The organism is Paenibacillus allorhizosphaerae (genome assembly GCF_042659105.1).
Lineage (GTDB): Bacteria > Bacillota > Bacilli > Paenibacillales > NBRC-103111 > Paenibacillus_G > Paenibacillus_G allorhizosphaerae.
In genome coordinates this window covers 173522-199851 of record NZ_JBHSRV010000004.1, presented here as the reverse complement: position 1 = coordinate 199851, position 26330 = coordinate 173522, and the positions used below count along the sequence as shown (strand labels likewise).

25 protein-coding genes are annotated in these 26330 nt (G+C 53.8%); 16 read left to right on the top strand and 9 right to left on the bottom strand.

Going from position 1 to position 26330, the window contains the following annotated elements; all coding sequences use genetic code 11:
- The first annotated feature begins 23 nt into the window (after window positions 1-23).
- From ACFQI7_RS17240 to ACFQI7_RS17200, 9 genes are all read left to right on the top strand, one after another.
- Window positions 24-1391 carry a hemolysin family protein gene (locus ACFQI7_RS17240; RefSeq protein WP_230414766.1) on the top strand — a complete coding sequence of 456 codons (1368 nt, stop codon included), beginning with the start codon at window positions 24-26 and terminating at the stop codon, window positions 1389-1391.
- 17 nt (window positions 1392-1408) lie between these two features.
- Complete coding sequence (gene ytvI, locus ACFQI7_RS17235) at window positions 1409-2452, top strand: sporulation integral membrane protein YtvI (RefSeq protein WP_218098076.1); 1044 nt, start codon at window positions 1409-1411, stop codon at window positions 2450-2452.
- 64 nt (window positions 2453-2516) lie between these two features.
- Entirely contained in the window at window positions 2517-3401 is an 885-nt protein-coding gene (locus tag ACFQI7_RS17230; protein WP_218098075.1) for a YitT family protein, read from the top strand.
- 154 nt (window positions 3402-3555) lie between these two features.
- Window positions 3556-3759 (top strand): spore coat associated protein CotJA, encoded by a 204-nt coding sequence (locus ACFQI7_RS17225; protein ID WP_218098074.1) that lies wholly within the window; start codon window positions 3556-3558, stop codon window positions 3757-3759.
- A gap of 17 nt (window positions 3760-3776) precedes the next feature.
- Window positions 3777-4043: a spore coat protein CotJB gene (locus ACFQI7_RS17220; RefSeq protein WP_218098073.1), complete on the top strand. Its 267-nt coding sequence runs from the start codon at window positions 3777-3779 to the stop codon at window positions 4041-4043.
- A gap of 32 nt (window positions 4044-4075) precedes the next feature.
- Complete coding sequence (locus ACFQI7_RS17215) at window positions 4076-4645, top strand: manganese catalase family protein (RefSeq protein ID WP_218098072.1); 570 nt, start codon at window positions 4076-4078, stop codon at window positions 4643-4645.
- Window positions 4646-4681: 36 nt separating this feature from the next.
- Window positions 4682-5296, top strand: a complete 615-nt coding sequence (locus ACFQI7_RS17210) for a DUF975 family protein (RefSeq protein ID WP_230414764.1) — start codon at window positions 4682-4684, stop codon at window positions 5294-5296.
- Window positions 5297-5490: 194 nt separating this feature from the next.
- On the top strand, window positions 5491-5988 hold the full coding sequence (locus ACFQI7_RS17205; RefSeq protein ID WP_329958212.1) for a CBO0543 family protein: 498 nt from the start codon (window positions 5491-5493) through the stop codon (window positions 5986-5988).
- Between the two features lie 83 nt (window positions 5989-6071).
- Window positions 6072-6752, top strand: coding sequence for an HAD family hydrolase (locus ACFQI7_RS17200; protein ID WP_218098070.1), 681 nt, complete (start codon window positions 6072-6074; stop codon window positions 6750-6752).
- 73 nt (window positions 6753-6825) lie between these two features.
- Here ACFQI7_RS17200 and ACFQI7_RS17195 read toward each other — a convergent pair whose 3' ends face one another.
- From ACFQI7_RS17195 to ACFQI7_RS17175, 5 genes are read right to left on the bottom strand one after another with little or no spacing between them, the layout of a single operon-like run.
- The gene (locus ACFQI7_RS17195) at window positions 6826-7944 is read right to left on the bottom strand and encodes a YheC/YheD family endospore coat-associated protein (RefSeq protein ID WP_218098069.1); all 1119 of its coding nucleotides are present in this window, start codon (window positions 7942-7944) and stop codon (window positions 6826-6828) included.
- Window positions 7945-7958: 14 nt separating this feature from the next.
- Window positions 7959-9143: a YheC/YheD family endospore coat-associated protein gene (locus ACFQI7_RS17190; protein WP_218098068.1), complete on the bottom strand. Its 1185-nt coding sequence runs from the start codon at window positions 9141-9143 to the stop codon at window positions 7959-7961.
- Window positions 9144-10511 carry a YheC/YheD family endospore coat-associated protein gene (locus ACFQI7_RS17185; RefSeq protein WP_218098067.1) on the bottom strand — a complete coding sequence of 456 codons (1368 nt, stop codon included), beginning with the start codon at window positions 10509-10511 and terminating at the stop codon, window positions 9144-9146.
- A 35-nt stretch (window positions 10512-10546) separates the two neighbouring features.
- A complete protein-coding gene (locus ACFQI7_RS17180; protein WP_230414762.1) occupies window positions 10547-11749 on the bottom strand; it encodes a YheC/YheD family endospore coat-associated protein in 1203 nt (400 codons plus the stop codon).
- Between the two features lie 45 nt (window positions 11750-11794).
- Window positions 11795-13153, bottom strand: a complete 1359-nt coding sequence (locus ACFQI7_RS17175) for a YheC/YheD family endospore coat-associated protein (RefSeq protein ID WP_218098066.1) — start codon at window positions 13151-13153, stop codon at window positions 11795-11797.
- Window positions 13154-13388: 235 nt separating this feature from the next.
- On the opposite strand from ACFQI7_RS17175, the gene ACFQI7_RS17170 reads away from it, so the two are divergent.
- From ACFQI7_RS17170 to ACFQI7_RS17150, 5 genes are all read left to right on the top strand, one after another.
- The gene (locus ACFQI7_RS17170; protein WP_230414760.1) at window positions 13389-14810 is read left to right on the top strand and encodes a spore germination protein; all 1422 of its coding nucleotides are present in this window, start codon (window positions 13389-13391) and stop codon (window positions 14808-14810) included.
- Window positions 14811-14812: 2 nt separating this feature from the next.
- Window positions 14813-15919: a GerAB/ArcD/ProY family transporter gene (locus ACFQI7_RS17165; RefSeq protein ID WP_218098065.1), complete on the top strand. Its 1107-nt coding sequence runs from the start codon at window positions 14813-14815 to the stop codon at window positions 15917-15919.
- Window positions 15916-17052, top strand: a complete 1137-nt coding sequence (locus ACFQI7_RS17160) for a Ger(x)C family spore germination protein (protein ID WP_218098064.1) — start codon at window positions 15916-15918, stop codon at window positions 17050-17052. The genes ACFQI7_RS17165 and ACFQI7_RS17160 overlap by 4 nt, the downstream gene beginning before the upstream one ends.
- 31 nt (window positions 17053-17083) lie before the next feature.
- Window positions 17084-18196 carry an acyltransferase gene (locus tag ACFQI7_RS17155; RefSeq protein ID WP_218098063.1) on the top strand — a complete coding sequence of 371 codons (1113 nt, stop codon included), beginning with the start codon at window positions 17084-17086 and terminating at the stop codon, window positions 18194-18196.
- Between the two features lie 76 nt (window positions 18197-18272).
- Window positions 18273-18551, top strand: a complete 279-nt coding sequence (locus tag ACFQI7_RS17150) for a hypothetical protein (protein ID WP_218098062.1) — start codon at window positions 18273-18275, stop codon at window positions 18549-18551.
- Window positions 18552-18828: 277 nt separating this feature from the next.
- Here the strand turns inward: ACFQI7_RS17150 and ACFQI7_RS17145 are convergent, their stop codons facing one another.
- Window positions 18829-19155, bottom strand: coding sequence for a hypothetical protein (locus tag ACFQI7_RS17145; RefSeq protein WP_218098061.1), 327 nt, complete (start codon window positions 19153-19155; stop codon window positions 18829-18831).
- A 148-nt stretch (window positions 19156-19303) separates the two neighbouring features.
- On the opposite strand from ACFQI7_RS17145, the gene ACFQI7_RS17140 reads away from it, so the two are divergent.
- Window positions 19304-20653, top strand: coding sequence for a DRTGG domain-containing protein (locus ACFQI7_RS17140; protein ID WP_218098060.1), 1350 nt, complete (start codon window positions 19304-19306; stop codon window positions 20651-20653).
- Between the two features lie 449 nt (window positions 20654-21102).
- On the opposite strand, the gene ACFQI7_RS17135 is transcribed toward ACFQI7_RS17140, so the two are convergent.
- The 3 genes from ACFQI7_RS17135 to ACFQI7_RS17125 form a co-directional block, all read right to left on the bottom strand.
- Window positions 21103-21396 (bottom strand): YtpI family protein, encoded by a 294-nt coding sequence (locus ACFQI7_RS17135; protein WP_218098059.1) that lies wholly within the window; start codon window positions 21394-21396, stop codon window positions 21103-21105.
- A gap of 129 nt (window positions 21397-21525) precedes the next feature.
- Window positions 21526-22035 (bottom strand): hypothetical protein, encoded by a 510-nt coding sequence (locus ACFQI7_RS17130; RefSeq protein WP_230414759.1) that lies wholly within the window; start codon window positions 22033-22035, stop codon window positions 21526-21528.
- Entirely contained in the window at window positions 22032-22364 is a 333-nt protein-coding gene (locus ACFQI7_RS17125; protein ID WP_218098057.1) for a YtrH family sporulation protein, read from the bottom strand. The genes ACFQI7_RS17130 and ACFQI7_RS17125 overlap by 4 nt, the downstream gene beginning before the upstream one ends.
- Window positions 22365-22602: 238 nt before the next feature.
- Between ACFQI7_RS17125 and ACFQI7_RS17120 the strand changes: the two genes are divergently transcribed.
- Window positions 22603-26250, top strand: a complete 3648-nt coding sequence (locus ACFQI7_RS17120) for a DNA polymerase III subunit alpha (RefSeq protein ID WP_218098056.1) — start codon at window positions 22603-22605, stop codon at window positions 26248-26250.
- Window positions 26251-26330: the final 80 nt, after the last annotated feature.

The following is a 26330-nucleotide window of genomic DNA, read 5'->3' as shown; positions in this document are numbered from 1 at the left end:
TCGGCAAAGGAGTTTGATTGTCCTTGGAAGGTCATAGTACGGGCTTTGATTTCATGGCCATCGCCTTAAACCTTATGATCGTCTTTATTTTGGTATTGCTGAACGGGTTCTTTGTAGCTGCCGAATTTGCGCTGGTCAAGGTAAGACAAACCCGCTTGCAGCAGCTCGCAGGCGAAGGCAACGGAAAGGCGAAATATGCCCTTGCGGTGACGAGGAAGCTCGATGCTTACTTGTCCTCAACGCAGCTTGGAATTACACTCGCTTCGCTGGGACTCGGCTGGGTCGGTGAACCGGCGATCTCGCATTTGATCGTAGAACCGCTATTTCATGCGATGGGGATCGGACTCGCTTGGTATGCCAATGCACTGTCAGTGTTCATCGGTTTTGCAGTGATCACCTTCCTGCATATCGTACTGGGGGAACTGGCTCCGAAATCGCTGGCGATTCAAAAGTCGGAAGGGACGTCGCTCTGGCTGTCCGCGCCGCTGATGATGTTCTATAAAATTTTTTATCCCGTCATCTGGCTGCTCAACGGCGCCGCTAACAAGCTGCTGAAGCTGATCGGCGTGCAGCCGGCTTCGGAGCTTGAGGCTGCACATACGGAAGAAGAGATTCGCATCCTGATGGATGAGAGCGCCAAGAGCGGTCACATCAACAAAGACGAGCTAGCGCTGTTTGACAATATATTCGAGTTTTCCGACCGGATTGCCCGTGAGATTATGCAGCCGCGGACCGATATGGAATGCTTGTTCACGGAACTTTCCTTCGCCGAGAATCTGAAGATCGTTTACGAAACGAAGCATACCCGCTATCCGGTCGCCAAAGACGATAAGGATGAAATCATCGGATTCGTCCACGTGTCGGATTTATTGCTGGCCGACCCCGACAAGGAGCATGACCTGCGGGAATTTTTGCGCCCGGTGCTGATGGTACCCGAGTCGATGGAAATCAGCTACGTGCTCAAGCTGATGCAGCGGAAACGATCGCAGATCGCCGTTGTGATCGATGAATACGGCGGTACGGCGGGTTTGATTACGACGGAAGACATTCTCGAGGAAATCGTAGGCGAAATTCATGACGAGTTCGACGAAGGTGAGCGCTCCGAGATTGAAAAGCAGGGGGATGCTTACTCCGTAGACGGCCGGGTGCTGATCGAGGATTTGAACGATATGCTGCATCTCGGCATCGAGGACGAGGAAGTAGATTCCGTTGGAGGCTGGCTGTTCAAGATGCTGGAGGAAAACGTGGTCAAAGGGCGCAAGCTGGAGCACGGAGGCTTTTTGTACGAGATCACGGAAGTGGAGCGACTGCGCATAATGCGCGTGTCCATCCGCCGCATTTTGACCGAAGTACCCATCATGACCGAAGTTAGCCAGCTGCATAACGAATAGAGGAGGACCGCCGCTTCATGTCGCTCAGAACGATCGTATTTTGCGCTCTAGGCATCGTGCTGCTGTACGGATTATTTACGACCGGTTTTCCGTTTTTGCTAGCCATGCTGATCGCGATTTTGCTGGAGCCTGTCATCCAAGCGTTGATCCGCTACTTTCGGATGGGTCGCATGACGGCGGCCGCTACGGCTTGTACGCTGTTCACCGGACTGCTGCTCGGGTTCGTTTATTTGGTCGGCTTCAAGATGATCTCCGAGCTGATTCAATTCTGGAAAGACGCCCCGGATTATGTCAATGAAGCAAGGCTGTTTTTCGAGGATGCGACGGCAAAGACACAGCTGTTCTACGAAACGCTTCCCGACGGGATGGCCGAACAAATGCAAAAATGGCTGGAGTCGGGTGTCGGTATGTTGACGGACAACATTAACAGCATCGTCGCGGCGATCTCCGGTTACTTTGTAAGCGTGGCCAAGACCATTCCGAGTCTGTTCGTTTTTTTCGTCGTATTCGTCATCGGCCTTTACCTGATTTCGTTCAGTTTGCCGCAGCTTCACAAGTCGTTTCTGATGCTGTTCGACAAACAGTCCCGGGATAAAGTCATGACGGTGCTGAACAACCTGCGACGCGCCATCCTGGGCTTTCTGATCGCACAGCTGATGATCAGCCTGCTTACTTATCTCGTCACGCTGGTCGGCCTGCTTGTCTTGCGCGTCGAATACCCGCTCGCCATCGCGCTGTTGATCATCATCGTGGACATTCTACCGGTGCTCGGGACGAGCGCGGTATTGATTCCTTGGGCCACTTACAGCATTCTCGCCGGGAATATGCATCTGGGCATCGGGCTGCTCGTCTTGCTGCTCGTGATCATGATTTTCCGCCGGCTCATCGAACCGAAAATTATCGGCGATGCGGTCGGGATCAACGCCCTGGCCGCGTTGGTCAGCATGTATGTCGGTTTTCAGCTCATCGGGGTCGTCGGCTTGTTCCTCGGACCGGTATTGATTATCGTCTATCAGGCGCTGCGCAAAGTAGGCCTGTTAACGATCAATATAAAGCTTTAGCATGAATTGATGGGAAGGAAGAGCGTCGGTTAGCCGATGCTCCAATCTTACAAGGGGGAATGGTATGAACGCAGGAATTCCGCAAATCAAGCAGCACTCCAAATTATCGCTTCTCAAATTAATTCGTCGTTCCATTTTTTTATTCATCGGTGCTGCTTTCGTATCTGTCGGACTTGAAATCTTTCTCGTGCCCAACAACATAATCGATGGTGGCATCGTAGGGATCTCCATCATCACCGGACACTTATCGGGGCTGCCGATCAGTATTTTTCTGCTCCTGTTCAACCTGCCGTTTCTGTTTATCGGCTACAAGCAGATCGGCAAAACGTTCGCGCTCTCCACGTTATTCGCCGTGACGGTCATGTCCATCGGCACCTATCTGTTGCACCCCGTAAAGCCGCTTACGATCGATCCGCTGCTCGCGGCCGTATTCGGCGGCATTATTTTGGGCGTTGGCGTAGGGATGGTCATCCGCTCCGGCGGATCGCTTGACGGTACGGAGATCGTGGCGATTTTGTTCAACAAGCAGTCGCCGTTTTCCGTCGGCGAAGTCGTCATGTTCTTCAATTTATTCATTCTAGCCAGCGCAGGGTTTGTGTTTGGCTGGGATCACGCCATGTACTCGTTAATTGCGTATTATATCGCTTTTAAAATGATCGATTTGACCATAGAAGGCTTTGACGAGTCGAAATCGGTGTGGATCATCAGCGACAACAGCCGCGACATCGGCGAAGCGATCATGCAGCGGCTCGGCCGCGGCGTTACTTATTTGCAAGGCGAAGGCGCCTTTACCGGCGGCAGCAAGAGGGTCATCTTCTGCGTCATCACCCGGCTCGAGGAGGCCAAGATGAAGTCGATCGTCGAGGAGCTCGATCCGGCGGCGTTTCTCGCCGTAGGCAACATCCACGATGTGAAGGGCGGCCGCTTCAAGAAGAAGGACATCCACTGACCGCACTTACAGAATACGAATGAAACGGACCGTTCATCGAACGGTCCTTTTTGGCGTTGGCGTGGCCGAACGGCGCTTCAACATTGTGCACATAACGGACAAGCCGTCCCTCTATACATAGTGGTAGCACATCTGAAGGAGGCTCGCCGCGATTATGGAACAAGTTAAGGTATGGTACCCCTTTGTGGGGCCGTTTGATCCTTGTCCGCCGATTCTGGAAAAAACGTTCTCCACTCCCCCGCAGCTGTACATCCCGTTTCAGCCGATGAATTTGCCCCAGTTTTCCCCGCACGAGGCATTGCGGCACGGAACGCTGTGGCCGGCCTTATACAGTCCGTATGAACCGAAAAACACGTGAATGAGAGGAGCAGCCGCATGAAGGAGAATCAGTTTCCGGAGCACTACTACGCTATGCTGGAGGAGCTGCAAGCCGTTGATTTTGTACTCGTGGAACTGAATCTGTACCTCGATACGCATCCGCTCGACGGCGGAGCCATCCAGCAGTACAACCAATGCGCGCAGAAGCGCATGCATTTGGCTCATCAGTTCGAGATGGAATTCGGACCGTTAATGGCTTTCGGGCACAGCTTTTCGAAGCATCCGTGGCAGTGGACGGAGACACCTTGGCCTTGGCAAGTGTAGCCGGCTTGTAAAATCGGGAGAGGAGCAGTCGCATGTGGATTTATGAAAAAAAGCTGCAATATCCTGTACGCGTCAGCAAATGCGACCCCAGGATGGCCAGGTTGCTGCTTGAGCAGTACGGCGGCGCGGACGGGGAGCTTGCAGCCGCGCTGCGGTATTTGAACCAGCGTTATTCTATTCCGGATAAAGTGATCGGATTACTTACAGATATCGGCACGGAAGAATTTGCCCATTTGGAAATGATCGCCACCATGGTGTACAAACTGACCAAGGATGCGACGGTGGAGCAGTTGAAGGAAGCGGGACTGGCAGATCATTATGTCGCCCATGACCGGGCGCTGTTTTATCAGAACGCTTCGGGAGTGCCGTGGACAGCCGCTTACATACAAGCCAAAGGAGACCCGATTGCCGATTTGTATGAAGATATTGCAGCTGAAGAAAAAGCAAGAGCAACCTATCAATGGCTCATCGATATGACCGACGATGTCGATTTGCAGGACGGATTAAAGTTTTTGCGTGAGCGGGAGATCATCCATTCGCTGCGTTTTCGCGAAGCGGTGGAAATATTGAAGTCGGAACAGGGCGCCAAAAAAGTATTTTAACCGGTGAACCCGCGATAGATTGGAGGAATTGAAGTAGTGGAAACGGAACCGATACTTAGCCGGGGCGAGTTGAAACTAAGAGCGCTTCAGCAGTTGAAAGGCAGCTGGGGCAAAGCGATTGTCGTAACGCTCATTATCATCATCGCTACCAGCTTGATTACTCAAATTCCGAAAGTTGGCGATGTCATTAATTTTATCGTTGCCGGACCGCTGGCACTCGGAGTGGTCGTATTTTTCCTTCGACTCGTTCGTCGGGAACCAAACGAAATACAGGATGTTTTCTCGGGTTTTACCCGATTTGTGCCGTCTTTCTTGCTGTATCTGCTAAGCGCCGTATTTGTATTTCTCTGGACGCTGCTCTTGATCGTCCCCGGGATTATTGCCGGCTTACGGTATTCTATGGCCTTCTACATTATGCACGACCATCCGGAGCTCACGGCGATGGAAGCCATCGAACGGAGCAAGCAGATGATGTACGGGCATAAGTGGCGCTATTTCCTGCTTTCCCTCAGTTTTATCGGTTGGGCTCTGTTGTGCGTGCTTACGCTGGGGATCGGGCTACTCTGGCTGATTCCTTATATGTCTGCAACGAATGCCAACTTTTACGAAAACTTGTCGCACTCCAGGATGGAAGCACCGCCTCTTTCATAAAGTGTGTCGATGAAAAAGTCCATTCCTCGTGCAGATGCGCACGGAGGGGTGGATTTTTTCGTTCCGGGCGAGATAAAATTTAATAAAATTTTAATTATTTACCAAAAAAATGTAAATATTAGAAATATGAGGATGAGATGCAGAAACAATCGAAAGAGTAAGGGGGGATTGGCATTCATATCTTCATAGCCGCCGTGTCGCTTATTGCCCTGTTTCGAAGCAGGGCCTGGAAGCAGGCAAGTCGGTTTCATTCGACCGTTTTGTACATGATTGCCGGCAATTTGCTGTATTTCTTTTTAACGTCCGGCTACTTATTATGGTCGTTTGTTCCCGATCTTCACCTCATTCCGGCCATTACGGAACTGCTTTACACGTTCATTGTTTTTCCGTGTACGGTTATGCAATTTTTGGCGGACTTTCCGGAAAGCAAGAAGGGGCAAATGCTGCGATATATGAAATGGGTCGGCATTTACGCATTGATGGAAGCCATCTATGCATGGTCAGGCCGCATCGTGTATGCCCACGGATGGGGGTGGTGGTGGTCGCTCGGCTTTGATCTGATGATGTTTCCGATGCTGCTGCTGCACTGCAGAAAACCGGGAACCGCTTATGTCGTTTCGGCGTTCATCATCGTTGCGCTGCTGCTGATATTCCGGGTCCCGATCTGGAAAATATCGATGTACAACACGTAAGCGTATGCCGGCCCGGTCATTGACAATCCGCTGCGACTCATGCTTTAGTATAACGTGACATCCGCGAATTAGGGGGGAACGAAATGTTTGGGACGAAACGAAAGCCGGAGGCGCTGATCTTCGACTTGGACGGCACGCTGTTTCAGACCGAGACGTTGCTGCTGCCTGCATATCATGCGACTTTTGCGCAGCTTCGCGCCGAAGGGCGATATACCGGAGAAACGCCGCCGGAGCGGCATATATTAGGGGCGCTCGGCATGGTGCTGAAGCATATATGGCACGAAGTGATGCCCGAAGTAGACGAATCGGTTCATCGCAGAGCGGACGAGCTGTTGACGGCCTATCAGATCGAAGGGCTGGCCCGAGGCGAGGGAACATTGTACGATGGGGTGGCCGGTACGCTGAAGGCGCTCCGAGATCGGGGAATGCGGCTGTTTGTGGCAAGCAACGGGCTGGAACCGTATGTAAAAGGCGTTATTCGTACCCAGGGGCTGGAGCCGTTATTCGAGACGGAGGGCTTGTATAGTGCGGGGCAATACCAAACCCGTTCGAAAGTCGATTTGGTTAAGCGGCTGCTGGAAACGCACGGGGTAGCGGATGCCTGGATGGTCGGAGACCGGTCGTCGGACGTCGAAGCGGGGCATTGCAACGGTCTGTTTACCGTCGGCTGCGATTATGCCGGTTTCGGAAAGAGCGCCGAGTTGGATAAAGCGGATGCGAGGATCTCGCGTTTCGAACAGTTGTTGGACTTGATCGAGTCATAAGACGAAAGCGGCAGCGAGTGGCGAACTCGCTGCCGCTTTTTATCTATCAAATGCGCTTCGCCGGGAACCGCTTTTACGGGTCTGCTTTTTGTTCGGAATTCGGGCTCTTTTGCTTGAGAAGCCACAAGGCATACTCGAGCGGCCTGCGGATCGCTTTTTGATACGTCTGGCTGTCGCCGATCCGGTGAAATACTTCCCGGGAAGGCTTCGGATTCACCTCAAGCAGCCATACATTCCCTTTGGGGTCTACGGCTAGGTCGATCCCGACCTCGATGATTTTTCCAAATTTGCTTTCTAGATGCTTTACTGTGTTCAGTCCGAGGGCGTAAGCGGTTCTTCGAATTTCCTCCACTTTGTCCGAGGAGCCGAACCGTTTGCGCAGCAGCACTTCCATCGCAATGGCCGTCCCCCCTCCGTGCAAGTTGGAAGTGACCGATTTGCTGGGACCGATCCGTCCGGCGCAGCCGGTTACTTGCCATTTGCCGGCGCCGTCCTTCTGCACCAGCATGCGGTAATCGTGGACCCGGCCGTCCGGCAGTTGAAGCGGGATGCCCTGCTGCATGATATATCGGTCCGCGATTTTCCAACTTTGCAATTTGTCGTGCAGCCGGTCTACATGAATATGCTGTATGGGAAGGATGCGGCGGTTCGGATCGCGTCCCTGCATGAGGCATACCTCGCTGTCCTTCGTGCGCAGCAGCCTCAAGATGCCGCGTCCTCCGGTACCGTTGCTTGGCTTCAGGAATACGACGCTATGCCTTTTCAAAAACGATTTTAGCTCTTCTGTGCCCTGGTAACGAACCGTCGAAGGAAGGTGCGATGCGATGCGGTCTTCCTCGGATAAAATTTGATGCATCTTCCACTTGTTGGCGAGCGGCCGGCTCATGAAATGAAGCTTCGAATAGGTAGTGCGGAATCGCATCAGCTTTTGGTAATTGTTCGTTCCGTGATACCGGCATCGGTCGTAGATGATCGGCGGAAAGCTGACTTTTTTTCGAACCCATGACTTTTGCTCGGGGTTATAGCTTAACGCAAGCACCCGTTCACCCGAATCGACCACGTCGTCCGGGGTGAAGACGAGCACCTCAATGCCCATCTTCCGGCCCGTGACACTCAGCTTCCGAAAGTAAGATACTTCCTCCAACTTTCGTCCCGTCAAGTACATGGCAAGGATACCGACTTTGTAGCTCATGGAATTTCACCTGCCTACCTCGCTGGTTTCTTCGAGTGACGGGCCGCTCTTTTTTTGACTACAGCCGATTTCTTAGCGAGACTTTTATGCTTCATGTTCGATAAAAAAAGACTGTATCGGATCAGGTTTTCGAGCGACTTTTTGCGGATAAGAGGCTCGTCGAATTTCATCGGCTTGGAGTTCGCCTCGAAAAACCAAATGTTCTTTTCATTGTCTACGCCCAGATCCATGGACATTTCTCCCAGCGTATGACCGCTGGCTTTTTCAATTTGCCTCGCAATCGTAAGCGCGGCTTGCTTGGCTTTGCTTATGATCCGCTTGCTTGCTTGCGTGCCGAAGGAAACGGCCAGCAATTTCAGCGGATCATCGATGGAACCGCCGCGCGGCACATGCGTCGTGATGCTCATTTTTCCCGCCAGCCGCGCACCGACCCCGGCGATGCTCCATTCGCCTTTGCCGTTTTTTTGCACGAGAACACGCAGGTCGAACGGTCTATCCTTGAAGCTTGCAAGGGAAATCCCCTGTTGCATGATATAGTCCTTACTGTCGGTTAAATCGCGGATTTGCGACCATAGCTTATGGACATCCGAATAACGGGAAATATGGCTTTTCGTTTTATCCTGGATGCTGAGCTCGTAAATGCGCGATTTTGATTTTTCCGTCAGGCTGACTTTCATAATTCCTTTGCCGGCTTTGCCGCGGATCGGCTTGAGATAGACGGTTTCATGCGCTTTGAGCAGATCGTCAAGCGCGCTGACGTTCGACAGCTGTTCCGTGACCGGAATGTAAGGCTGCGTTCGCTTGGATTGATTCAACCATTCGTACAGTGTCCATTTGTTAAAAAACGACGGATTGAAAAACCGGATTTGACCGTTGCGCATGCATGACTGAATAATTTGCTGTACTTCAGGCAGCAGTTCGAATTTTCGATAAGGAATCCGATTATAAATAATATTAGGGAGCGGTTGAAGCTTTTTATCCCAGCTTTTGGTCATTGGGTTATAAGTGTACCCTACCGCATGATTGCCGCTCAGTTTGAAATCGGTGGTGGTCATGACGTACACCCGTACGTCATGTTCCTCCCCCGTGCGAATCAGGTCGACAAAATTTTTTTGATCTCCCCGAAAAATTCTCGTTTTATCCGCGTAAGTGAGAATGGCCAGCGTGGGCTGCTTCTTCTGCTGTAAGATGGCATCCACTCAACTATCCCTCCTTGACCGAAATCGGCTCAGGAAGAGGCAGTAGTCGTAAATGTTTTGCAGGGAAGCGCGGCCCTGGTCTTTCAACGCCGGATGCTTGAAGATCGAGCGCCCCGGCTTGGAATTCGCTTCGAACATCCATACATGCTCGTTTTGATCGATCCCGATATCGAAGCCCAGTTCACCGAGCGTATGGTGATAGTTTTTATCGATCTCTTCCGCAAGTTCGATTGCTGATTCTTTCGCCTGAGTCAACACGCTCTCCGCGCGCGATCCGAAGATTTGCCGCAGCACCTGCTCCGGTGTCATCAGTTGGCCGCCGGTGCGCACATGCGTCGTGACGCTGCCTTTGCCGGCTTTCTTGGCCCCGATCGCGGCAACGACCCACTGATTCGATCCGTTCTTCGTCATATGAAAACGAAAATCGATCGGGCAGCTATCGATTTCGATCAACCGGATGCCCTGCTGCGCCACGTAACCCCTCAAGTTGCGGCTTTGGCGGTTGAGCAGCTTGAGCAGCGAATCGAACTTGCTGAAGCGCAGCAGTACGTTGCCGCGAGAGCGCCGGAAGCGGGCGTAATACCCGCGCTTGGGGTTGTAAGTCAGACGATAAATGCCGATGCCCAGGCTGCCGCCGGTCGGTTTCAAATAAATGAACTTGTGCTTCTCCAGCAATTCTTTCAACTGGACTTCGGACGGATTGATCCGCGATTCCGGCACGTATTTGGATGCGCTGGTTCCTTCAAGCAAATTGTATACATCCCATTTCTCGAAAAATTCCCAGTTGAACAGCGGGATGCCTCTGCGTATGAACCGCTGCTTGAAGGCGTTCATCGATGCCAGCTTCTCGGCGCTTCGGCTGGGCAGCCGGTTATACACGACGTCGGGCAGCGGAACGACCTTTTTCACCCAGCCTCCTTCGCTGCGGGGAATCGTCGCCGTAACCGTCGCCTGCGTCCAGTTGACGTCCTTCGGCGAGAAAGCGAAGTAGAACGCTTTATCGGCGCCGACCCGCATGAACTGCCGGATAAATTCCGTTCGTGAGCCGAACGGCGCCGAGCTGCTGCTTGTAACGCTCGTGAGTATTCCGATCATCGGACCTAGCCGGATTTCTTTGCCGTCGTTGCAGAGGATCAGGCTGGTTCCAACTCTCGGAATGCGGAGCTGAGTGTATACGGGCCCGGGCAAATACACATGATTGCCGCTCTTTTTCAGCAGCTTCAGTCCCAAGGCGACACTCTTGCTGCCGAGCTTCAAGGTCACGTGTCTGGTTTTTGATATTTTAAGGGATTTTGCCAATTCGCTTGTTACGTAAAGAGCTCTTTCCTGCCGCGGGGTGACATGAATCGTGCAAGTTGTCAAGCTCATCTTGAACCTCCTAAGAGTTTTGCCCTTCGCAAGTATTACGAATCTATATTGGCTTTAATAAAAGGCTGCGACCGACCGCGCGACTCCGCTTCGGCGGGAACGGACTGCTTTAGCAAATAGCGTGCATACCGTAACGGATTCGCAGCGGCATCGAGTCTTGCCTGATCATCGTGTAAATAAGTAAAGATGGAACGGCCGGGTTTGGAATTCAGTTCGAGAATCCAAATATTTCCGTCGCTGTCGACACCGAAATCGATGCCGAGCTCGACGAGCCGCCCGTGTCGGGATTCGAGCGCTTGGGGGAGATCGGCCGAGAGCTGCGTCAGTTCGTCGATCAGCTCCGAAGCGCGAGCACGCCCGAATTCGCGGGCAAGGAAGTCGGCGGCGGGCTCTACGGTGCCGCCGCCGCTAAGGTTCGAGGTCAGGCTCCCTTCCTGACCTCGCCGAACGGCCATGCCGGTCAACTGCCACCGGCCGGCGCCGTTTTTTTGCGCCAGAGCGCGCACGTCGTAGGCGGTGCCGCTCCTGGACTGCAGCGGCAAATACTGCTGCAGCAAGTAGTTGCGCTGCCCCACGAAGCGGCGCAGCCAACGCAGCATCGCTCCTGCATCGGCGAAGCGGTGCTCAATGCTGTGATTACGGGCGTCGCGTCCACGCACGGTGAATGAGGCCGCGCCTTCCCGCGCATCGGCGCCTGCGCGGCGTACGTGCAGCACGCCGCGCCCTTGCGAGCCGCCCTGCGGCTTCAAGATCGCCTCGCGGCGCTCCTGCAGCCAGGCGGTCAGCGTGCGCATGCTGCGCAGTACTTCGGTGTGAGGCAAATGCCGGTCGAACCGGCCGTCCGATAGCAGCAATTGCTGGACGGTCCACTTGCCTTTTAGGCCGTTGCCCAGCAGCCGTGCAGACGGATGTTCCTTCAACCGGCTCAGCACGGAACGGTATTCGGCATACTGCCGCTTCGAGCTAAAGAAGCATCGATCATATACGATGAGCGGCAGCGGGCAGGGCTGAGAAATCCATTGGCGCGATTGCGGATCGTAACTATAGCCGGTAACCTGGCTCGCCGACCAATCGATGCCCTGGGACGTAAAGACGAATACGTTCAATCCGAAACGGCGCCCAATCAAGCACAATCTGCGATAAAAGTTGCGGTTCAAAAAAGGGGGGTGATCCCCTGTTTGCGTCGTCATGATGCCTATCGTATTGTGGAGGGTACGGTGCCCGTATGGCATCATCATACGCCTCACCTCCATTCGGCCGGATGAAGCCATCCCGCCGCAGCGTTAAAACTTTGAAGCGAATCGTACGTACTGCACCAGCCGTCTCACCGAAGGACGGATTTTCCGGTCCGGGGCCAGCGGTGTATTCTCTTCTTTCGAAGGCTTGGAGTTCACTTCGATCAGCCACACGCGCCCTTGCGTATCGAAAGCGAGATCGATGCCGAGCTCGGCGAAATGTCCGGAGACATGCGTCTCGATCCCTTTGGCAATTTGCAACGCCGCGCGTTTCAGCTTCGCATGACCGTCTCGCGAGCTGCCTGATCGGGCGAGCGCTTCTTTGACGGAACTAAGCGTGCCGCCGCGCGCCAGATTGGATACGAAGTGATCATTCCCGGCGATACGGGCCACAATCGATGTAACGTCCCATTGTCCGTCCTCTCCCCGCTGTACGAGTGCCCGGAAATCAACGGGACGGCCGTTCACCGTAATCAGATCGAGCCCTTTCTGAATCTGGTGGCGTTGCGCTTTCACTTTGCCGGAGATGGAGTGGAACAAAGCGGTGATCGTAGGGAACGATTGCTTGCGCGCACCCCCCAGGTTCGTCGTATGCGTCATGTACGTTCCGTCCGGTCTGCGGCGGATGCGGATAATGCCCTTGCCCAGACTGCCGGTAATCGGCTTGAGAAAGACGACCGAATATTTCGTGCACATCGACTTCAATTGCTGAAAATTGCGCAGCAAATACGATTCCGGAAGATAAATGTGCAGTCCTGATTCATTGCGCAGCGCGTCAAACACTTCCGTTTTGTTTAAATACTTTTCATTGAAAAATATAGCCTGGTTCCGCGATTTGGCGTTGGCTACAAACTGCTGTACGCTCGACCGATTGTCTAGCTTCCGGGAAGTCAAGCGGTTATAGATGACATTCGGAAGGGGAAACGCCGTTCTTTCCCATTTGTTCGTGTAGCGCCACCCGCGAACGGTATCGCCGCCCTGGAGATCGTCCGGCGTACTGAAGTAGACGACCGCTCCCGCTCCGTTGGAAGCATCGGTCAATTCCCGGCAAAACGCGGTATTGGCGCCGAATGGTTTGTCGGGTGCCTGGTCGTACACACGGCTGACCATGACGCAAAGGAGCGGGCCGATCATGATTGTGCGGGACCCGGATTTGTATTGAAGACACAACTGGTTGCCTTGCGACAGCCCCCATTTGGAGGCGAGCGCATCGCCGATCCGCATTGTGCCGGCTTGCGACAAAGGTACCACGTTCACTTCCTGACGGCCCGATCCGAAACGAAGCTGTAATGACTGATGAAGCGGAATTTTCCATTTTTTTATAATGGCTTCGCTGATCAAGATCGTGGAGCCGTCGGAAAATTTACCGGCGCTTTGTATTTGCAACCTGACCTTTGTTCTTTTCATGCGAAACTCCTTCCCAGCACCGACTTGCCGTCATGCAGCTTCTCTAATGCCTGGAACATGCAAACGAACTACTGTATCATATGAGGGCGTTTACCCCTTGGTGAAAAGAAACTGCGGTAAAACGGCGCAAGAAAATACGGACATCCAGCGGGGGAAGTCGGCTGCGGCAGTGGAATAAATTGTACTTTCAAGGGAAAACCTACTAAACGACTTGTATCGCAGTGGGGGGTCAACCGTGCCGGATCAGCATAACTCGATATCGTCCTCCTTGTATTCCGCGCTGGAGCGGCATGGCCAGATCAAAACGATCTCCTTACCCCGTATGCAGGGAGAGCTCGTTCTTATCTATTTCGAAGAGCTGACCGATTTGAAGCTGATTCGGAGGCACATCACCGAGCCGCTGCAGGAACTGCTGCAATCCGACCTTCCGCTGGAGGCGTTGATTCACCATATTCCGCTCGAACAGCAAGGCCCGGTGAAGCAACGGTCCGCCATTATCGAGCACTTGATTGCAGGCTGGACTTATGTGTACGGGATTCATGAACCGGATGGCTATTTGTTCAATACCCGCAAATCGATTCAGCGCAGTCCGTCGAAGCCGGAAGTGGAGTCGCAAATTATGGGCCCGCAGATCGCCTTCACGGAATCGCTGGAGACCAATAGAGCACTGCTGCGGCAATATTTGCCCGATCCGAACCTTCGTTTCGAAACATTCCGGATTGGCGAGCACACCCGTACCGAGGTGCAGCTGCTTTATATGGAAGGGAAGGCGCGGGAAGCCGACGTGAAGCTTTTGAAGGAGCGGCTCTCGAAGGTTAATGAGGACGGGATTACCGATACTTCGATGCTGCTGCAATCGATCGACGATGACCCGCGCTCGCTGTTTCCCCAGATGGTTCCGAGCGAGCGGCTCGACCGGGTCATCTTAAATTTAACGGGGGGAAAGCTGGTCGTCATGATGGACGGCACCCCCTCGGCGCTCATCTCGCCTTCTCCTTTCTTTGATTTTTTCAAGTCGGCCGAGGACGATTACTTGCGCAGGAACATGGCGATGTTTCTTCGCCTGCTGCGGACCCTGGCCATTTTTATATCCGTTTTTTTTACGCCGATGTATGTCGCGGCATTAACGTACCATTATCAGCTGATTCCGTCCAACATGCTCGTTCCGCTTGCGCAGTCGCGGTCAAAAGTACCTTTTCCGCCGCTGATGGAAGCGCTGCTGCTTGAATTCATTATTGAGCTGCTAAGGGAAGCGGGGGCGCGTTTGCCGACCAAGGTCGGTCAGACAATGGGTATCGTTGGCGGTATCGTGATCGGGCAAGCCGCCGTTCAAGCGGGGTTTACGAGCAATATTTTGATTATTATCGTCGCATTGGCGGCGCTCTCGTCTTTTATTACCCCAGTTTACTTAATGGGGGCGGCCATTCGGATTTTGAGGTTTCCGATGCTGCTCCTGGCCGGGTGGCTCGGCGCGGTCGGCATCATGATAGGGGTGAGCTTCCTGATTCTTCATCTGCTGCGCCTTTCCACGATCGGCCATTCTTACATGTACCCGCTGTATCCGATGAATCTTGGCATGATGAAGAAAAGTAAGCGCGCTTGGCAAAAACGTACGACCCAGGACATCTTTGAGGAACCGGCAGGTGATCGCACGTGACAATGAAGGCCTTTCGAAGCGTTAAGCTGATGAACGCCTATACGGTGTTTTTCGCCGTTTCCGGAACGCAGCTTGCGGAACCGTCGCAAAGTTTTCAACGCATGCTTTATAAGGCGGCAGGTCACGATGCTTGGATATGTTTGCTGCTGATGGCCCCGCTCTCGATGGCCGCCGCTTTTTTTATTGCCAAAACCGCCGGTTATTACGGTACGAAAGATTTGTACGCCATTCATGAGGAAGTATACGGCCGTTGGCTGGCCAAGCTTCCGAACTTGGTTTATGCCGTGTATTTATTTCTGATGTGCTTAACGATCGTGCATTCCTATGCGGAGGTTGTACAGACTTGGCTGTTTCCGGATCTTCAGGGCTGGCTGTTCGCCGGATTGCTGTGTCTCCTGTTTATTTACGGGATTTTTGCCGGCATCAACGCGATAGCCGGTTTTGCGGCGGTTGCGTTCACCCTTTCCTTATGGCTGTTTTTTCTCCTGTATTTTCCTTTGAAATTCGCGAGCGTGGACAATCTGCTGCCCGTGTTGGAAGCGAATTCCAGGCAAATATGGGACGGCGTATACCAATCCACCTATCTGATGCTCGGGATGGAACTGGTATATTTTCTTTATCCGTTTGTGCAAGACAAGCGAAACATTCACAAGTTTACGCAGCTTGCGGTTCTATTCACCGTGTTTACTTACGTCGTCTCGCTCGTGTGCGCCATCTTGTTTTACAGCGGAAAGCAGCTCGTCGATACGCTGTGGCCGACCTATACATGGTTCAAAGTCGCCCAGTTTCCTTTTCTCGAACGGTTCGAGGTTGTCGCCGCCGCGTACTGGTTGATGCTGATACTGCCGAATTGCTTGCTCTATTTATGGTCCAGTACCCGGGGATTCCGCTCGGTGTTCGGCATGAAACAACAGTACGTTCTATATGGGTGCTGCCTCGCGCTGGTAATCATGATATATTTATTGCCGGGGAAACAAAATATGGTCTTGCTGTACCAGGTGATGCGGTATACCGGCGCCGTTCTTGTGTTCCTGTATCCCGTTTTGCTCTATGTCCTGGTCAAAGTAAAAAGAGGCAGGGTGAAGAAAGCGGGGGCGAGCGCGGCATGAGAAAAAATAAAGCCATGCGCACCGCTGCGTTGCTCTTCTTGACGGCTGCGCTTACGGTAGGCTGCCTGCATACCAAGGTGCTCGAACGATTGGGGCTTGTCATCGCAGCCGGGCTCGATCTAGCGCCGGGGGATCAAATAAAGGGCACATCGGTTTTATACGAGATCGACCCGGAAGCGAAGGAGCGGTCCAACGTCATCTCCTCCACCGCATACACCGTGAAGGGCGTACGCATGAACAATAACGTCGAATCGCGAAAGATGCTGGTGTCCGGACAGCTTCGCGTTCTGCTGCTGCACGAGGACATGGCGAAAAAAGGGCTGAGCAGCATCGTCGACACGTTCACCCGCGACCCGGACATCGGATCGGTCGTATATTTGGCCGTATCGCAGCAGCCCACCTTCGATATCCTTACAAGGCGATACCCGGAGATCAGCAATGTGGGTGAATATTTGTTTCAGACCATCAAGCAAAACATGGAGAGCGAACAAACGATTTCTTCCATGCTTCATGAATTTGTCCGGGATCTCGATTCCCCGGGCCAAGATGCGTCACTTCCATATATCGTCCAGCAAAAAAATGAAATCCGGCTTCAGGGGGCGGCGCTGTTCCGCGGCGATAAGATGGCGGGAACAATTCCGCTGAAAGAAGTATTGTATTTGCGCCTGCTGAAAAAGCGGTATACGACGGGATTCTTCGAACTTACGCTGCCGCAGGAAGCCATCGTAAGCCAGGACAGGCAGCTGGAGAAAAAGGAGCGCACGTATCTTACGCTCGATTCCATTCACAGCAAGACGAATATCAATGTCCTGGATTCGGACCAGCCGTCGTTTCTCGTCAAGGTGAAGATCAAAGCACGCTTGCTTGAGATTTCGGTGCCTGTCGATTTGCGGAACCGGAACCACATCAAGCAAATCGAGCGGGAAGTGAACAAGGCGATCAAGAGCTCGATCGAGAAGCTGCTGCAAAAGACGCAGAAACTGGCTGTGGATCCGGTAGGGTTCGGAAATAAATACCGCGCCAGCGTAAGACATTCCGGTATGACGATCGAGAAGTGGCGTGAGATGTATCCGAAAGCGAAATTTCGCGTAGAGGTGACCACCAATTTATTGCGTACCGGTCAGACGGATTAGCATTCCGATGGCAGTGAAGGGAGGAAGCGCTATGGCGGTGGCTGCAAAAAAATCGAAGCCCAAGCTGATGGAACTGGATATCGTACGGGCGATTGCGATCCTGGCGGTAGTCGCCATTCATGCTACGTCCGAAGCGACCGTACAGCTTCCGTTCGGAAGCGGGCCGCAGTTGATGTACTTGACCATCAACAAACTGTGCAATTTTGCCGTTCCCATGTTTATTATGGTGAGCGGACTCGTCTTGTTTTACCGCTATGACGGGGATTGGAGCCGGAGGCAGGCGGGATATTTTTATATGAAACGCATCAGGCAGGTTTTGTTCCCATATGTGTTCTGGTCGTTTTTCTATTATTTATACGATCAGTGGATGTTCGATCGAAGCCGTCTGCATCTGGATTGGGGGGAATTTGCCGAGCTGCTGCCGTGGGCCGACGCGTCGTACCATTTGTATTTTATGGTCATCATCGTTCAGTTTTACTTGCTATTTCCGCTCCTGATGTGGCTTTGCGGTAGCGGGGGGTGGTTTCGCCGTACGGGGCTGCTGTGGCTCGGGCTGCTGATTCACGCCCTCAGCTACAGCTACAACCACTGGGTGGAGCCGATTCCGAATTTGGCTTCGCTCTGCATCAATTACTTCAGCGTGTTCACGCTGGGCGGATGGATCGGCCTACATTACGAAGCGTTCATCGCCTGGGCCGGACGCAGCTTCCCGGGCGTGCTGCTGCTCACCGTATTGCTCGGCTGTAGCTTCGTCGGGCTGTTCCTGCTTGAAGATCGCGCTCCGTTTTTAATGGAAGGCAGTTTGTATACGATATTGTTTTTCGCTTATGCCGCATTTGCCTGCATGACGTTCATCTGGGCGGGAAGACGGATGCTGGAGCGGGCCAAATGGCTGGCTGGCATATTGCTATCGCTCGGAGCCGTTTCGTTCGGAGTCTATCTCGTTCATCCGGCGGTACTTACGTATTGGCGCGTTCATGTTCCTGCCGATCCGAATGATATTGGGGCATACCATGCGAATACAGGCATAGCCTTTGCGGTAAGTTTGCTGCTACCATGGGCGCTGTCTTTCGTTTACGGCAAAGCGGTCCGTCTGCTGCGCAGACCTAAGAAGAAAGCCGCTGTTTCATCCGGACGAGGTTAATAGCGGATAGCGGTGCTATTTCATCCATACCTCTCATACAATGTATCGTACAAGTTGTGCGAGAGGAGGAGCAGGGATGAAAGGGAAAAAAAATTTGGTGTACATGGCGATTGCGCTCGGCATGATCCTATATGCGGTTCCTCGAATCGATCTGAGCGGAGGTCTTACGCTGCCTACCGTGTTCGGCCTTGCCTGGATCGCTTTTGCTCTGCTGGTGGTGGCGGCGCATTTGCATGAGCTGCTCGGCGTGGAACAAGAAACGAAGCGGGAGCTGGTCAAGATTAAGCGGATGAAGCGATGGCAGCTGGAGCAGGCAGTACAAGGGAAACGCAGATTGCTGCAGATGAAAAAATGATGGTGTTCCAATAAAAGAGCCCGCAGCAGCCGAAACCGGCCTGCGGGCTTTCGTTCGCGATGACCCTGTGCAAATTGCGGGTTCTTGCGGTAGTTGCAACAAATTGCGGCTTTCTGGTCCACATGATTGTGCTTGATTGCGGCTTTCATGCTGATGCCTCATTTGAACAACATGACAAACCGTGCTATCCCCCCACTGGAAGGTTTGCCCTTGCGCGATCGCGTGCCGCGTTTCTGCGTCGCATGGCGCTGCGGATCTACGCGTTTCCCAATGCCGCTTACACCAGAAGCGCGATGGTCAGCAAGTCGAACAGCGCCAGCGGCAAAATGACGTTGCTGTAATACGGATTAAATCCCGGGTAAGCATAGGGCAGCAGCGCGCGGCTGTGTCCCGGCAGCATTTGCAAGTAAATGTGATAAGCGTCAATGTGAACCAGGATTCCGTCATGCGTCTGGCCGTGAAGCGTCTGTACTCTGATCGGTTTGTGCATGTGCTCGGCACAGATGGCGTGGATTTTTTCCCTGCACTTATGCAGCAAGTCTGCTGCGCCGGCTTCCAACTCGTAGACGTTCTGCATTTGCCCTTCATATGGATTTTGCAGCATGATAGGTTGATAACCTCCTCCGTATGATTGTTTCTTTTGATTTATATGCACCTTCCCGCCGGATCTTGTTCGATGTACTGTCTTTTTTTTCGCCAAGCGATATAATAGTAGTACAGATTAATACAGATCAGACAGGAATGATAAACAGATGGATGATACGGAATACGGAATGCAAGAGGCTTCGACCAAGCATGAACAAATTATTAAATATATCGAGGGCCTAACCCCGGGCAGCAAAATTTCCGTGCGCAAAATTGCGGGCGCGCTCGCTGTCAGCGAAGGCACCGCTTACCGCGCCATTAAAGAAGCCGATACGCTCGGGCTTGTCGCGACGAAAGAGCGGGTGGGCACCGTACGCGTAGAGAAGAAGCTGCGCGATCAGCTCGATAAGCTGACGTTCGCTGAAGTGGTCAACATGGTCGATGGCGAAGTGCTAGGCGGCCGGACGGGACTGGAGAAGACGCTGCACAAATTCGTGATCGGCGCGATGGAGGAAGACGCCATGATGCGCTACATCGATCCGGGCAGCCTGCTGATCGTCGGTAACCGCAGCAAGGCGCACAGCGGCGCGCTTGAGCATGGCGCGGGGGTGCTGATTACCGGCGGATTCGGTACGAGCGAAGAGGTGCGCAGACTCGCCGATCAATTGGAGCTTCCGATCATTTCGAGCAGCTACGATACGTTCACGGTCGCCTCCATGATCAACCGCGCGATCTACGACCGGCTGATCAAGAAAAAAATATTGCTCATCGAGGACATCATTCCGAAGCAAATGCAGGTGTATTCGCTGAAGGCGAACCATACGCTGAAAGATTGGCAGCGGCTGCATGAGGAAACCGGCCACAGCCGCTTCCCGGTCGTCGACGAATGGAACCGCGTCATCGGCATGATCACCTCGAAAGATTTGATCGGCGCGGAACCGCAGCAGACGATCGATAAGCTGATGACGCGGGGACCTGTCACGGCCGGCCCCAGCACATCCGTAGCCTCGGCGGCCCATATGATGGTGTGGGAAGGCATCGAGCTGCTGCCGATCATCGATATGAACCGCAAGGTGACGGCGGTCATTTCGCGCAAGGACGTGCTGAAGGCGATGCAGCATATTCAGCGCCAGCCGCAGCATGGAGAAACGTTCGAGGATTTGATCTGGTCCGGCTTCGCGGAAGTCAAGGACAAGTCGTCGGAGCATACCGTGTTTCGCGGAACGATTACGCCTCAGATGACGAACCGGCTCGGCACCGTATCCGAAGGCGTGCTCACGGTGCTGATGACGCAGGCGGCTTATCACGCCGTGCAGGATGTGAAAAAGGGCGACCTGGTGCTCGACAACATGTCGTCGTATTTCGTCAAGCCCGTCCAAATCGACAGCGAAGTCGAGATTCGCGCGAAAATTATCGAAGTCAGCCGCAAATTCGCCAAGACGGATGTCGAAATTTTTCATGGTGCATCCATGGTGGCGAAATCCATGTTAACGGCGCAGGTGATCGAGCAGGGGTAGAGTAGAGGCAATGCTCGCGCAAAACGGCTCAACGGAATTAATGGACCCAAATTATTTGGATCAATCCAATATATAGTCGCCATATTCGCACTAATTTTACCCGTAAAAAGGGATTTAAACTCAATAGTTGGGCTAGCCGAATTATTCAGAGGACGATCCGTTTGAATAATTGGCATTAGCCTACTATAGGGCTCTTTACCGTCTGACTGAGCTGGGAAAGTAAATTTTGGGCAACGAATTGTTGTGTATGTCCTATTCCTGCATGAAATGAAAAAAGCTCTGCCCTCGGGCAGAACTCCTAACTCCAATCTTGATTCGTGTGATCAGGCCGTATCCGCAAATGGCAGTAAAGCCATTATTGGATCAGACCGTTTACTCCAAACGACAGTCAAGCGAACCTGGGCAACAGGCCGAACATGCGCCAAAAAAGCGGTCAAGCGAAAGCGCCGTTAGTTTTGACGGCTGAAATGGATGTGGTTGCGGATCCCTGCAAATAAATTGAAAAGGCCGAGCAGCAAGCAGACGGTCCCGAAGATTCGGCGCGTTACCGAGTCGGTGAAAAAGAACAGCTGGGAAACGGCGATCACCGTCAGCATCAATCCCATGGCGATATTCATCCGCGAGGCGAACAAGCCGCGAAGTCTGGCATCCTGTCCCCGTCGGTAACGGAAGCTGTAATAAACGGTGAAGAGTAGGCAAATCACAATCAGTACGCTGAGCACGATTTGAATCGTTTCAAGCATGGAAACAAGCACTTCCTTTTAAGATAAAGGGTCGCCCGGAGATGCGCTATCTCGTCTTGGACGTCATCTGTTTCCACTTTAGCGATTTTCGGTGTGAAAATCAACCGAATTTCCGCCGTATTCTTTTGCTTATGACATCGGAATCCGTTTCCACTCTTTCACCGTTACCCATATTTTCAGCTCGGTTTGCGTGACGATCATCCACTTTACATTCTGCACCATGTAATCTTTATCCATGACGGCCAAGTACGGTTTCTGCACCAGTATTTTCTCATAAATTTCCGGATTCTCGGCAAAATCGGAAATTTTGCGGCCGATAATGACTCCGCGCAAATCGCTGTTAATACGGCGTCGAAGCTCCGCGTCCGTCAGCTTGTCCAGCTCCGTATGTTCCCCGGGGACGACATACACTTGCAGCAGGTTGATCGTATTTTGCTGATTTTTCGTCTTTTTCAGATCTGTGTTTTCCCTTTGCAATTGATTGAGATCGGAGCGCAGCACCTGATACTGCTCGATGATGAAATTGAGCTGATGCTGATAAACGCTCATAAACAAGGCCGCGCCGATCACCATTCCCGCGATGACAAGTCCCGCCGAGCGCAGGAAGCCGCCCGGTTGCCGAGCTTCAGGTGTGCTCACCCATTTGCTCCCCCTTTGCAAATCCATTGGATCAGCGTGGAGCCCATATGAGCGCCGGTGAAGGCGCAGACGATGTAGATGATCTGCTTGATGGCCGGCGAGATATGCCCTTCGATGAAATTCGTTTCGATCGCCCGGATCGGATCAATCGTTCCGCCGATCGCCGCCACCATCGCCCATATTTTGATCTGCTCCGCCACGCTCGTCATGCGGTAGACCGGAGGCTCGAGTGTGAATACGGCGCTGATCCCGGCGAGCATCGTCCCTCCGAGCACGACACCGAACGCCACGAAAAAGTCAAGCAAACATTTCGATACGAAAGCGGCCATTCCATTTCCCTCCCGTTACTTGCTTCAGCACCGCGCGGCAACGTGGCGGCCTGTCAGCGTCCCAAGCCATGCGTGGCAACGAATGCTCCGGATGGGGAAGTTTGTTCGCATAGGCGCCCTATCGTTCGCATGACGGAAAACCGCGCATAACCTGTCCTCTCTTACCTACTCTATGGCACACTTGTTCGCATTATGCTAAAATGATAATAATAAATTTACGGCAGGGGAGGCGGCCCGTATGAGCGGGTTTGTTCATTTACACGTACACAGCGAATACAGCCTACTTGACGGCGCCGCGCGCATCGACGATTTGGCCCGGCAGGCGGCAAAGCTTGGCATGAAGGCGCTCGCGTTGACGGATCACGGAGTGATGTACGGGGCGATTCCTTTTTACAAAGCTTGCAGGGAACACGGCATCAAGCCGATTATCGGCTGCGAAGTATATTATACTTCCGGCTCGATCCGGCAAAAGGGAACGCGGCAGGAGCAGCCGATTTATCATTTGATTTTGCTTGCGAAGAATATGACCGGTTATCAAAATTTGATGAAACTCGTCTCCGTCGCCCATTTGGAAGGTTACCACTACAAGCCGCGGATCGACCCGGAGCTGCTGGACCGGTATTCGGAAGGGTTGATCTGCACCAGCTCGTGCCTCGGAAGCGAAGTTTCCCAGCACCTGCTGCACGGCAAGTACGACGAGGCGAAAGCTGCTGCGCTAAGATACCGGGACATTTTCGGCGACGATTTTTTTCTGGAGCTGCAGGATCACGGTCTTGCCGAGCAAAAAAAGGTATTGCAGGACATGCTGCGGCTGAGCCGCGATACGGGCATCCGGCTTGTGGCGACGAACGACGTGCATTATGTGCGGGAGCCGGAACATGAGGTGCAGGATATACTGATCTGCATCGGCACCGGCAAAACCGTCGACGACGAGGAGCGGCTCAAGTTTCATTCGTCGCAGCTATATTTGAAAAGCGCGGACGAGATGGCCCGTTTGTTTCCGCATGTGCCGGAGGCGCTTGCGAATACGATGGCGATCGCGGAGCAATGTAACCTCGAGCTCGAATTCGGCCGGTCGATTTTGCCGCAATTCGAGCCGATTCCCGAAGGCTTGTCGGCAGGGGAGTATCTTGCCGAACTTTGCCGGGAAGGAACCGAGCGGAGGTACGGCTTGTCGAAAGAATGGCAGGACCAAAGCTGGCGAAAGGACGTTCTTGAACGGCTGGATTACGAGCTGTCCGTCATTGAGCGGATGGGATACTCCGATTATTTTCTGATCGTGTGGGATTTTATCCGTTTCGCCCATGAGCACGGCATTGCCACGGGACCCGGACGGGGTTCCTCGGCGGGCAGTCTCGTCGCTTATGTGCTGCGGATCACTGACGTCGATCCGATCCGGTACAATTTGCTGTTCGAGCGGTTTTTGAATCCGGAACGGGTGTCGATGCCCGATATCGATATCGATTTCAGCGACCTGCGCCGCGACGAGGTGATTGACTACGTCGTCGGCAAGTACGGCCGGGATCGGGTCGCGCAAATCATCACCTTCGGAACGATGGCGGCCAAGGCGGCGGTACGGGACGTGGGACGGGTGCTGAACCTCCCGTTCAGCGAAGTGGACCGCGCCGCCAAGCTGATCCCGCATCAGCTCGGCATGACGCTGGCGGAGGCGCTCCAGGCAAGCCCTGAGCTGAAGGCGCTGGCAGCCGCCCAGCCGAAGACGGCGGAGCTGCTGGAGCTCGCGATGAAGGTGGAGGGAATGCCGCGCCATGCTTCGACGCATGCGGCGGGCGTCATCATTTCGCGCGAGCCGTTGACGCAATATGTCCCGCTGCAGGAAGGGACCGAGCAGACGCCGCTGACGCAGTATGCAATGGAGCATCTGGAGTCGATCGGCCTGCTCAAGATGGATTTTCTCGGGCTGCGCACCCTCTCGATCATTGAGCGGACGCTCGACTGGATTCGCGAGCAGTCGGGCGAAACGCTGGATTGGACTCGCATCCCTATGGACGATCCGGCCACTTACGAGCTACTCAGCCGAGGAGATACGACCGGCATCTTTCAGCTTGAATCGCCCGGAATGCAACGGGTATTGAAGGAGCTTCGTCCGTCGGGATTCGAGGATATTATTTCGGTGAACGCGTTGTATCGACCGGGTCCGATGGAGTTCATCCCCAAATATATCGGCTACAAGCACGGGGCGGAGCAGGTCGAGTACCCGCATCCGGCGCTGGAGCCCATTCTGCGCGATACGTACGGCATCATCGTGTACCAGGAGCAGATCATGCAGATCGCTTCGCTGATGGCCGGCTTCAGTCTCGGTGAAGCGGATCTGCTGCGGCGGGCGGTCAGCAAGAAGAAGCGGGAGGTGCTCGATGAGGAGCGCGCCCACTTCGTTAAGGGCAGCATTGGCCAAGGCTACACGGAAGCGGATGCCAACAAGGTGTACGACATGATCGTCCGCTTTGCGGATTACGGCTTCCCGCGGGCGCATGCTACCGCCTACGGCGTATTGGCGTTTCAGACCGCCTACCTGAAGACGCATTATCCGGTGCCTTTCATGGCGTCCATGCTGACGGCCGTCATGGGCAGCCACCATAAGGTAGCCGAGTACGTGGATGAATGCCGCCGGATGGGTATTCGCGTACTTCCGCCCGACGTGAACGATAGCGGCTTTCTGTTCACGCATTTGGAGGGGGAACAGCAAGACGGCGCGCCGGCGATCCGTTTCGGTTTGGCGGCCATCAAGAACGTCGGCACGCACGCGATCGAATCGATTATCGCGGAACGTCGTTCCGGCCGATATACGAGCCTGATCGATTTTTGCCGTCGCGTCGACTTGAGGGTGTGCAACAAACGGGTGATAGAGTCGCTCATTCAAGGCGGTGCGCTCGATTCGCTGCCGGGTCACCGGGCACAGCTGCTTGCCATGCTGGAGGACGCCGTCGATGCGGCGGTCAAGTGGCGCAAAGATCGCGAAGACCTGCAGCTGGTGCTCGACGGGTTCGGATTCGTGGAGGAAACGAACTGGGAGGTGCAGTATCCGGACATTGCTTCCTTTACGATGACGCAGCAGCTTGAACTGGAGCGGGAGCTTCTCGGACTGTACATTTCCGGGAGCCCAATGGATGATTATGAGCAGGTACTGCGCAAACTGGAGCTCGATGCGCTGCACCAACTGCAGGAATATCCCGATGGGAGCGAAGTGATGGTCGCCGGGCTGGTGCTTTCCAGCAAAACGATCGTAACCAAAAAAGGACAGCCGATGGCGTTTATGGAACTTGAGGACCGGGTCGGAAAAACGGAAGTCGTGCTGTTTCCCGAAGTATGGAAAAAGTACGCGCCCCTTGTGCAGAAGGGGAAGCCCGTGCTGGTGATCGCAAAGCTCCAGCTTGGGGATGAGGATTACAAGCTGCTTGCCGATCAACTGCTTGCGATGAACGATCCGCATCTGGAGCTGAAAGCGGTGAAGACGGGGACGGGCGGAGGAGGCAAGCAGGGGACACTGCGCAGGCAAGGGGCAGCCGGCCGGCCAGCGGTCAAGGAGAGGCCGGCCGCGGCTCCGGCCCCGCACTCGGCAATCCCTGCGGGGGGAGCGTCTGCTCCGGCTTCCCCACCGGTCTCTGCAGCACCCCCGGCTGCCGCGGCTGCCGCGGGTGCCCAACGCGTATACGTCAAAATTTCGCCGCTGCATGAGAAGCCTGCCGTGCTCGAAATGCTCAAGCGGTTGATAGGCAGACACAGCGGACCGCTTCCGGTCGTGCTGTACTACGAGAAGTCGCAGCGTTCGCTCGGACTTAGCGATAAATATATGGTAAATCCTACGCAAGAACTGATCGAGAGCATTGAGCGGCTGCTCGGTAAAGAATCGGTAAAAGTGAAATAATCCCAGCCTCCTCCGCATAGATTAAGTAACCCGCGCACGAATGAGCGACTTCCTGCCGGCAAAGCGTATATCGCACGTTA

What these genes read in the sequence shown, in the direction of transcription:
- ytvI (WP_218098076.1), top strand. Translation starts at nt 1,409, where the DNA reads ATGTCGCTCAGAACGATCGTATTTTGCGCTCTAGGCATCGTGCTGCTG.
- ACFQI7_RS17230 (WP_218098075.1), top strand. Translation starts at nt 2,517, where the DNA reads ATGAACGCAGGAATTCCGCAAATCAAGCAGCACTCCAAATTATCGCTT.
- ACFQI7_RS17225 (WP_218098074.1), top strand. Translation starts at nt 3,556, where the DNA reads ATGGAACAAGTTAAGGTATGGTACCCCTTTGTGGGGCCGTTTGATCCT.
- ACFQI7_RS17220 (WP_218098073.1), top strand. Translation starts at nt 3,777, where the DNA reads ATGAAGGAGAATCAGTTTCCGGAGCACTACTACGCTATGCTGGAGGAG.
- ACFQI7_RS17215 (WP_218098072.1), top strand. Translation starts at nt 4,076, where the DNA reads ATGTGGATTTATGAAAAAAAGCTGCAATATCCTGTACGCGTCAGCAAA.
- ACFQI7_RS17200 (WP_218098070.1), top strand. Translation starts at nt 6,072, where the DNA reads ATGTTTGGGACGAAACGAAAGCCGGAGGCGCTGATCTTCGACTTGGAC.
- ACFQI7_RS17195 (WP_218098069.1), bottom strand. Translation starts at nt 7,944, where the DNA reads ATGAGCTACAAAGTCGGTATCCTTGCCATGTACTTGACGGGACGAAAG.
- ACFQI7_RS17185 (WP_218098067.1), bottom strand. Translation starts at nt 10,511, where the DNA reads ATGAGCTTGACAACTTGCACGATTCATGTCACCCCGCGGCAGGAAAGA.
- ACFQI7_RS17180 (WP_230414762.1), bottom strand. Translation starts at nt 11,749, where the DNA reads ATGATGATGCCATACGGGCACCGTACCCTCCACAATACGATAGGCATC.
- ACFQI7_RS17175 (WP_218098066.1), bottom strand. Translation starts at nt 13,153, where the DNA reads ATGAAAAGAACAAAGGTCAGGTTGCAAATACAAAGCGCCGGTAAATTT.
- ACFQI7_RS17165 (WP_218098065.1), top strand. Translation starts at nt 14,813, where the DNA reads ATGAAGGCCTTTCGAAGCGTTAAGCTGATGAACGCCTATACGGTGTTT.
- ACFQI7_RS17160 (WP_218098064.1), top strand. Translation starts at nt 15,916, where the DNA reads ATGAGAAAAAATAAAGCCATGCGCACCGCTGCGTTGCTCTTCTTGACG.
- ACFQI7_RS17155 (WP_218098063.1), top strand. Translation starts at nt 17,084, where the DNA reads ATGGCGGTGGCTGCAAAAAAATCGAAGCCCAAGCTGATGGAACTGGAT.
- ACFQI7_RS17150 (WP_218098062.1), top strand. Translation starts at nt 18,273, where the DNA reads ATGAAAGGGAAAAAAAATTTGGTGTACATGGCGATTGCGCTCGGCATG.
- ACFQI7_RS17145 (WP_218098061.1), bottom strand. Translation starts at nt 19,155, where the DNA reads ATGCTGCAAAATCCATATGAAGGGCAAATGCAGAACGTCTACGAGTTG.
- ACFQI7_RS17140 (WP_218098060.1), top strand. Translation starts at nt 19,304, where the DNA reads ATGGATGATACGGAATACGGAATGCAAGAGGCTTCGACCAAGCATGAA.
- ACFQI7_RS17135 (WP_218098059.1), bottom strand. Translation starts at nt 21,396, where the DNA reads ATGCTTGAAACGATTCAAATCGTGCTCAGCGTACTGATTGTGATTTGC.
- ACFQI7_RS17125 (WP_218098057.1), bottom strand. Translation starts at nt 22,364, where the DNA reads ATGGCCGCTTTCGTATCGAAATGTTTGCTTGACTTTTTCGTGGCGTTC.
- ACFQI7_RS17120 (WP_218098056.1), top strand. Translation starts at nt 22,603, where the DNA reads ATGAGCGGGTTTGTTCATTTACACGTACACAGCGAATACAGCCTACTT.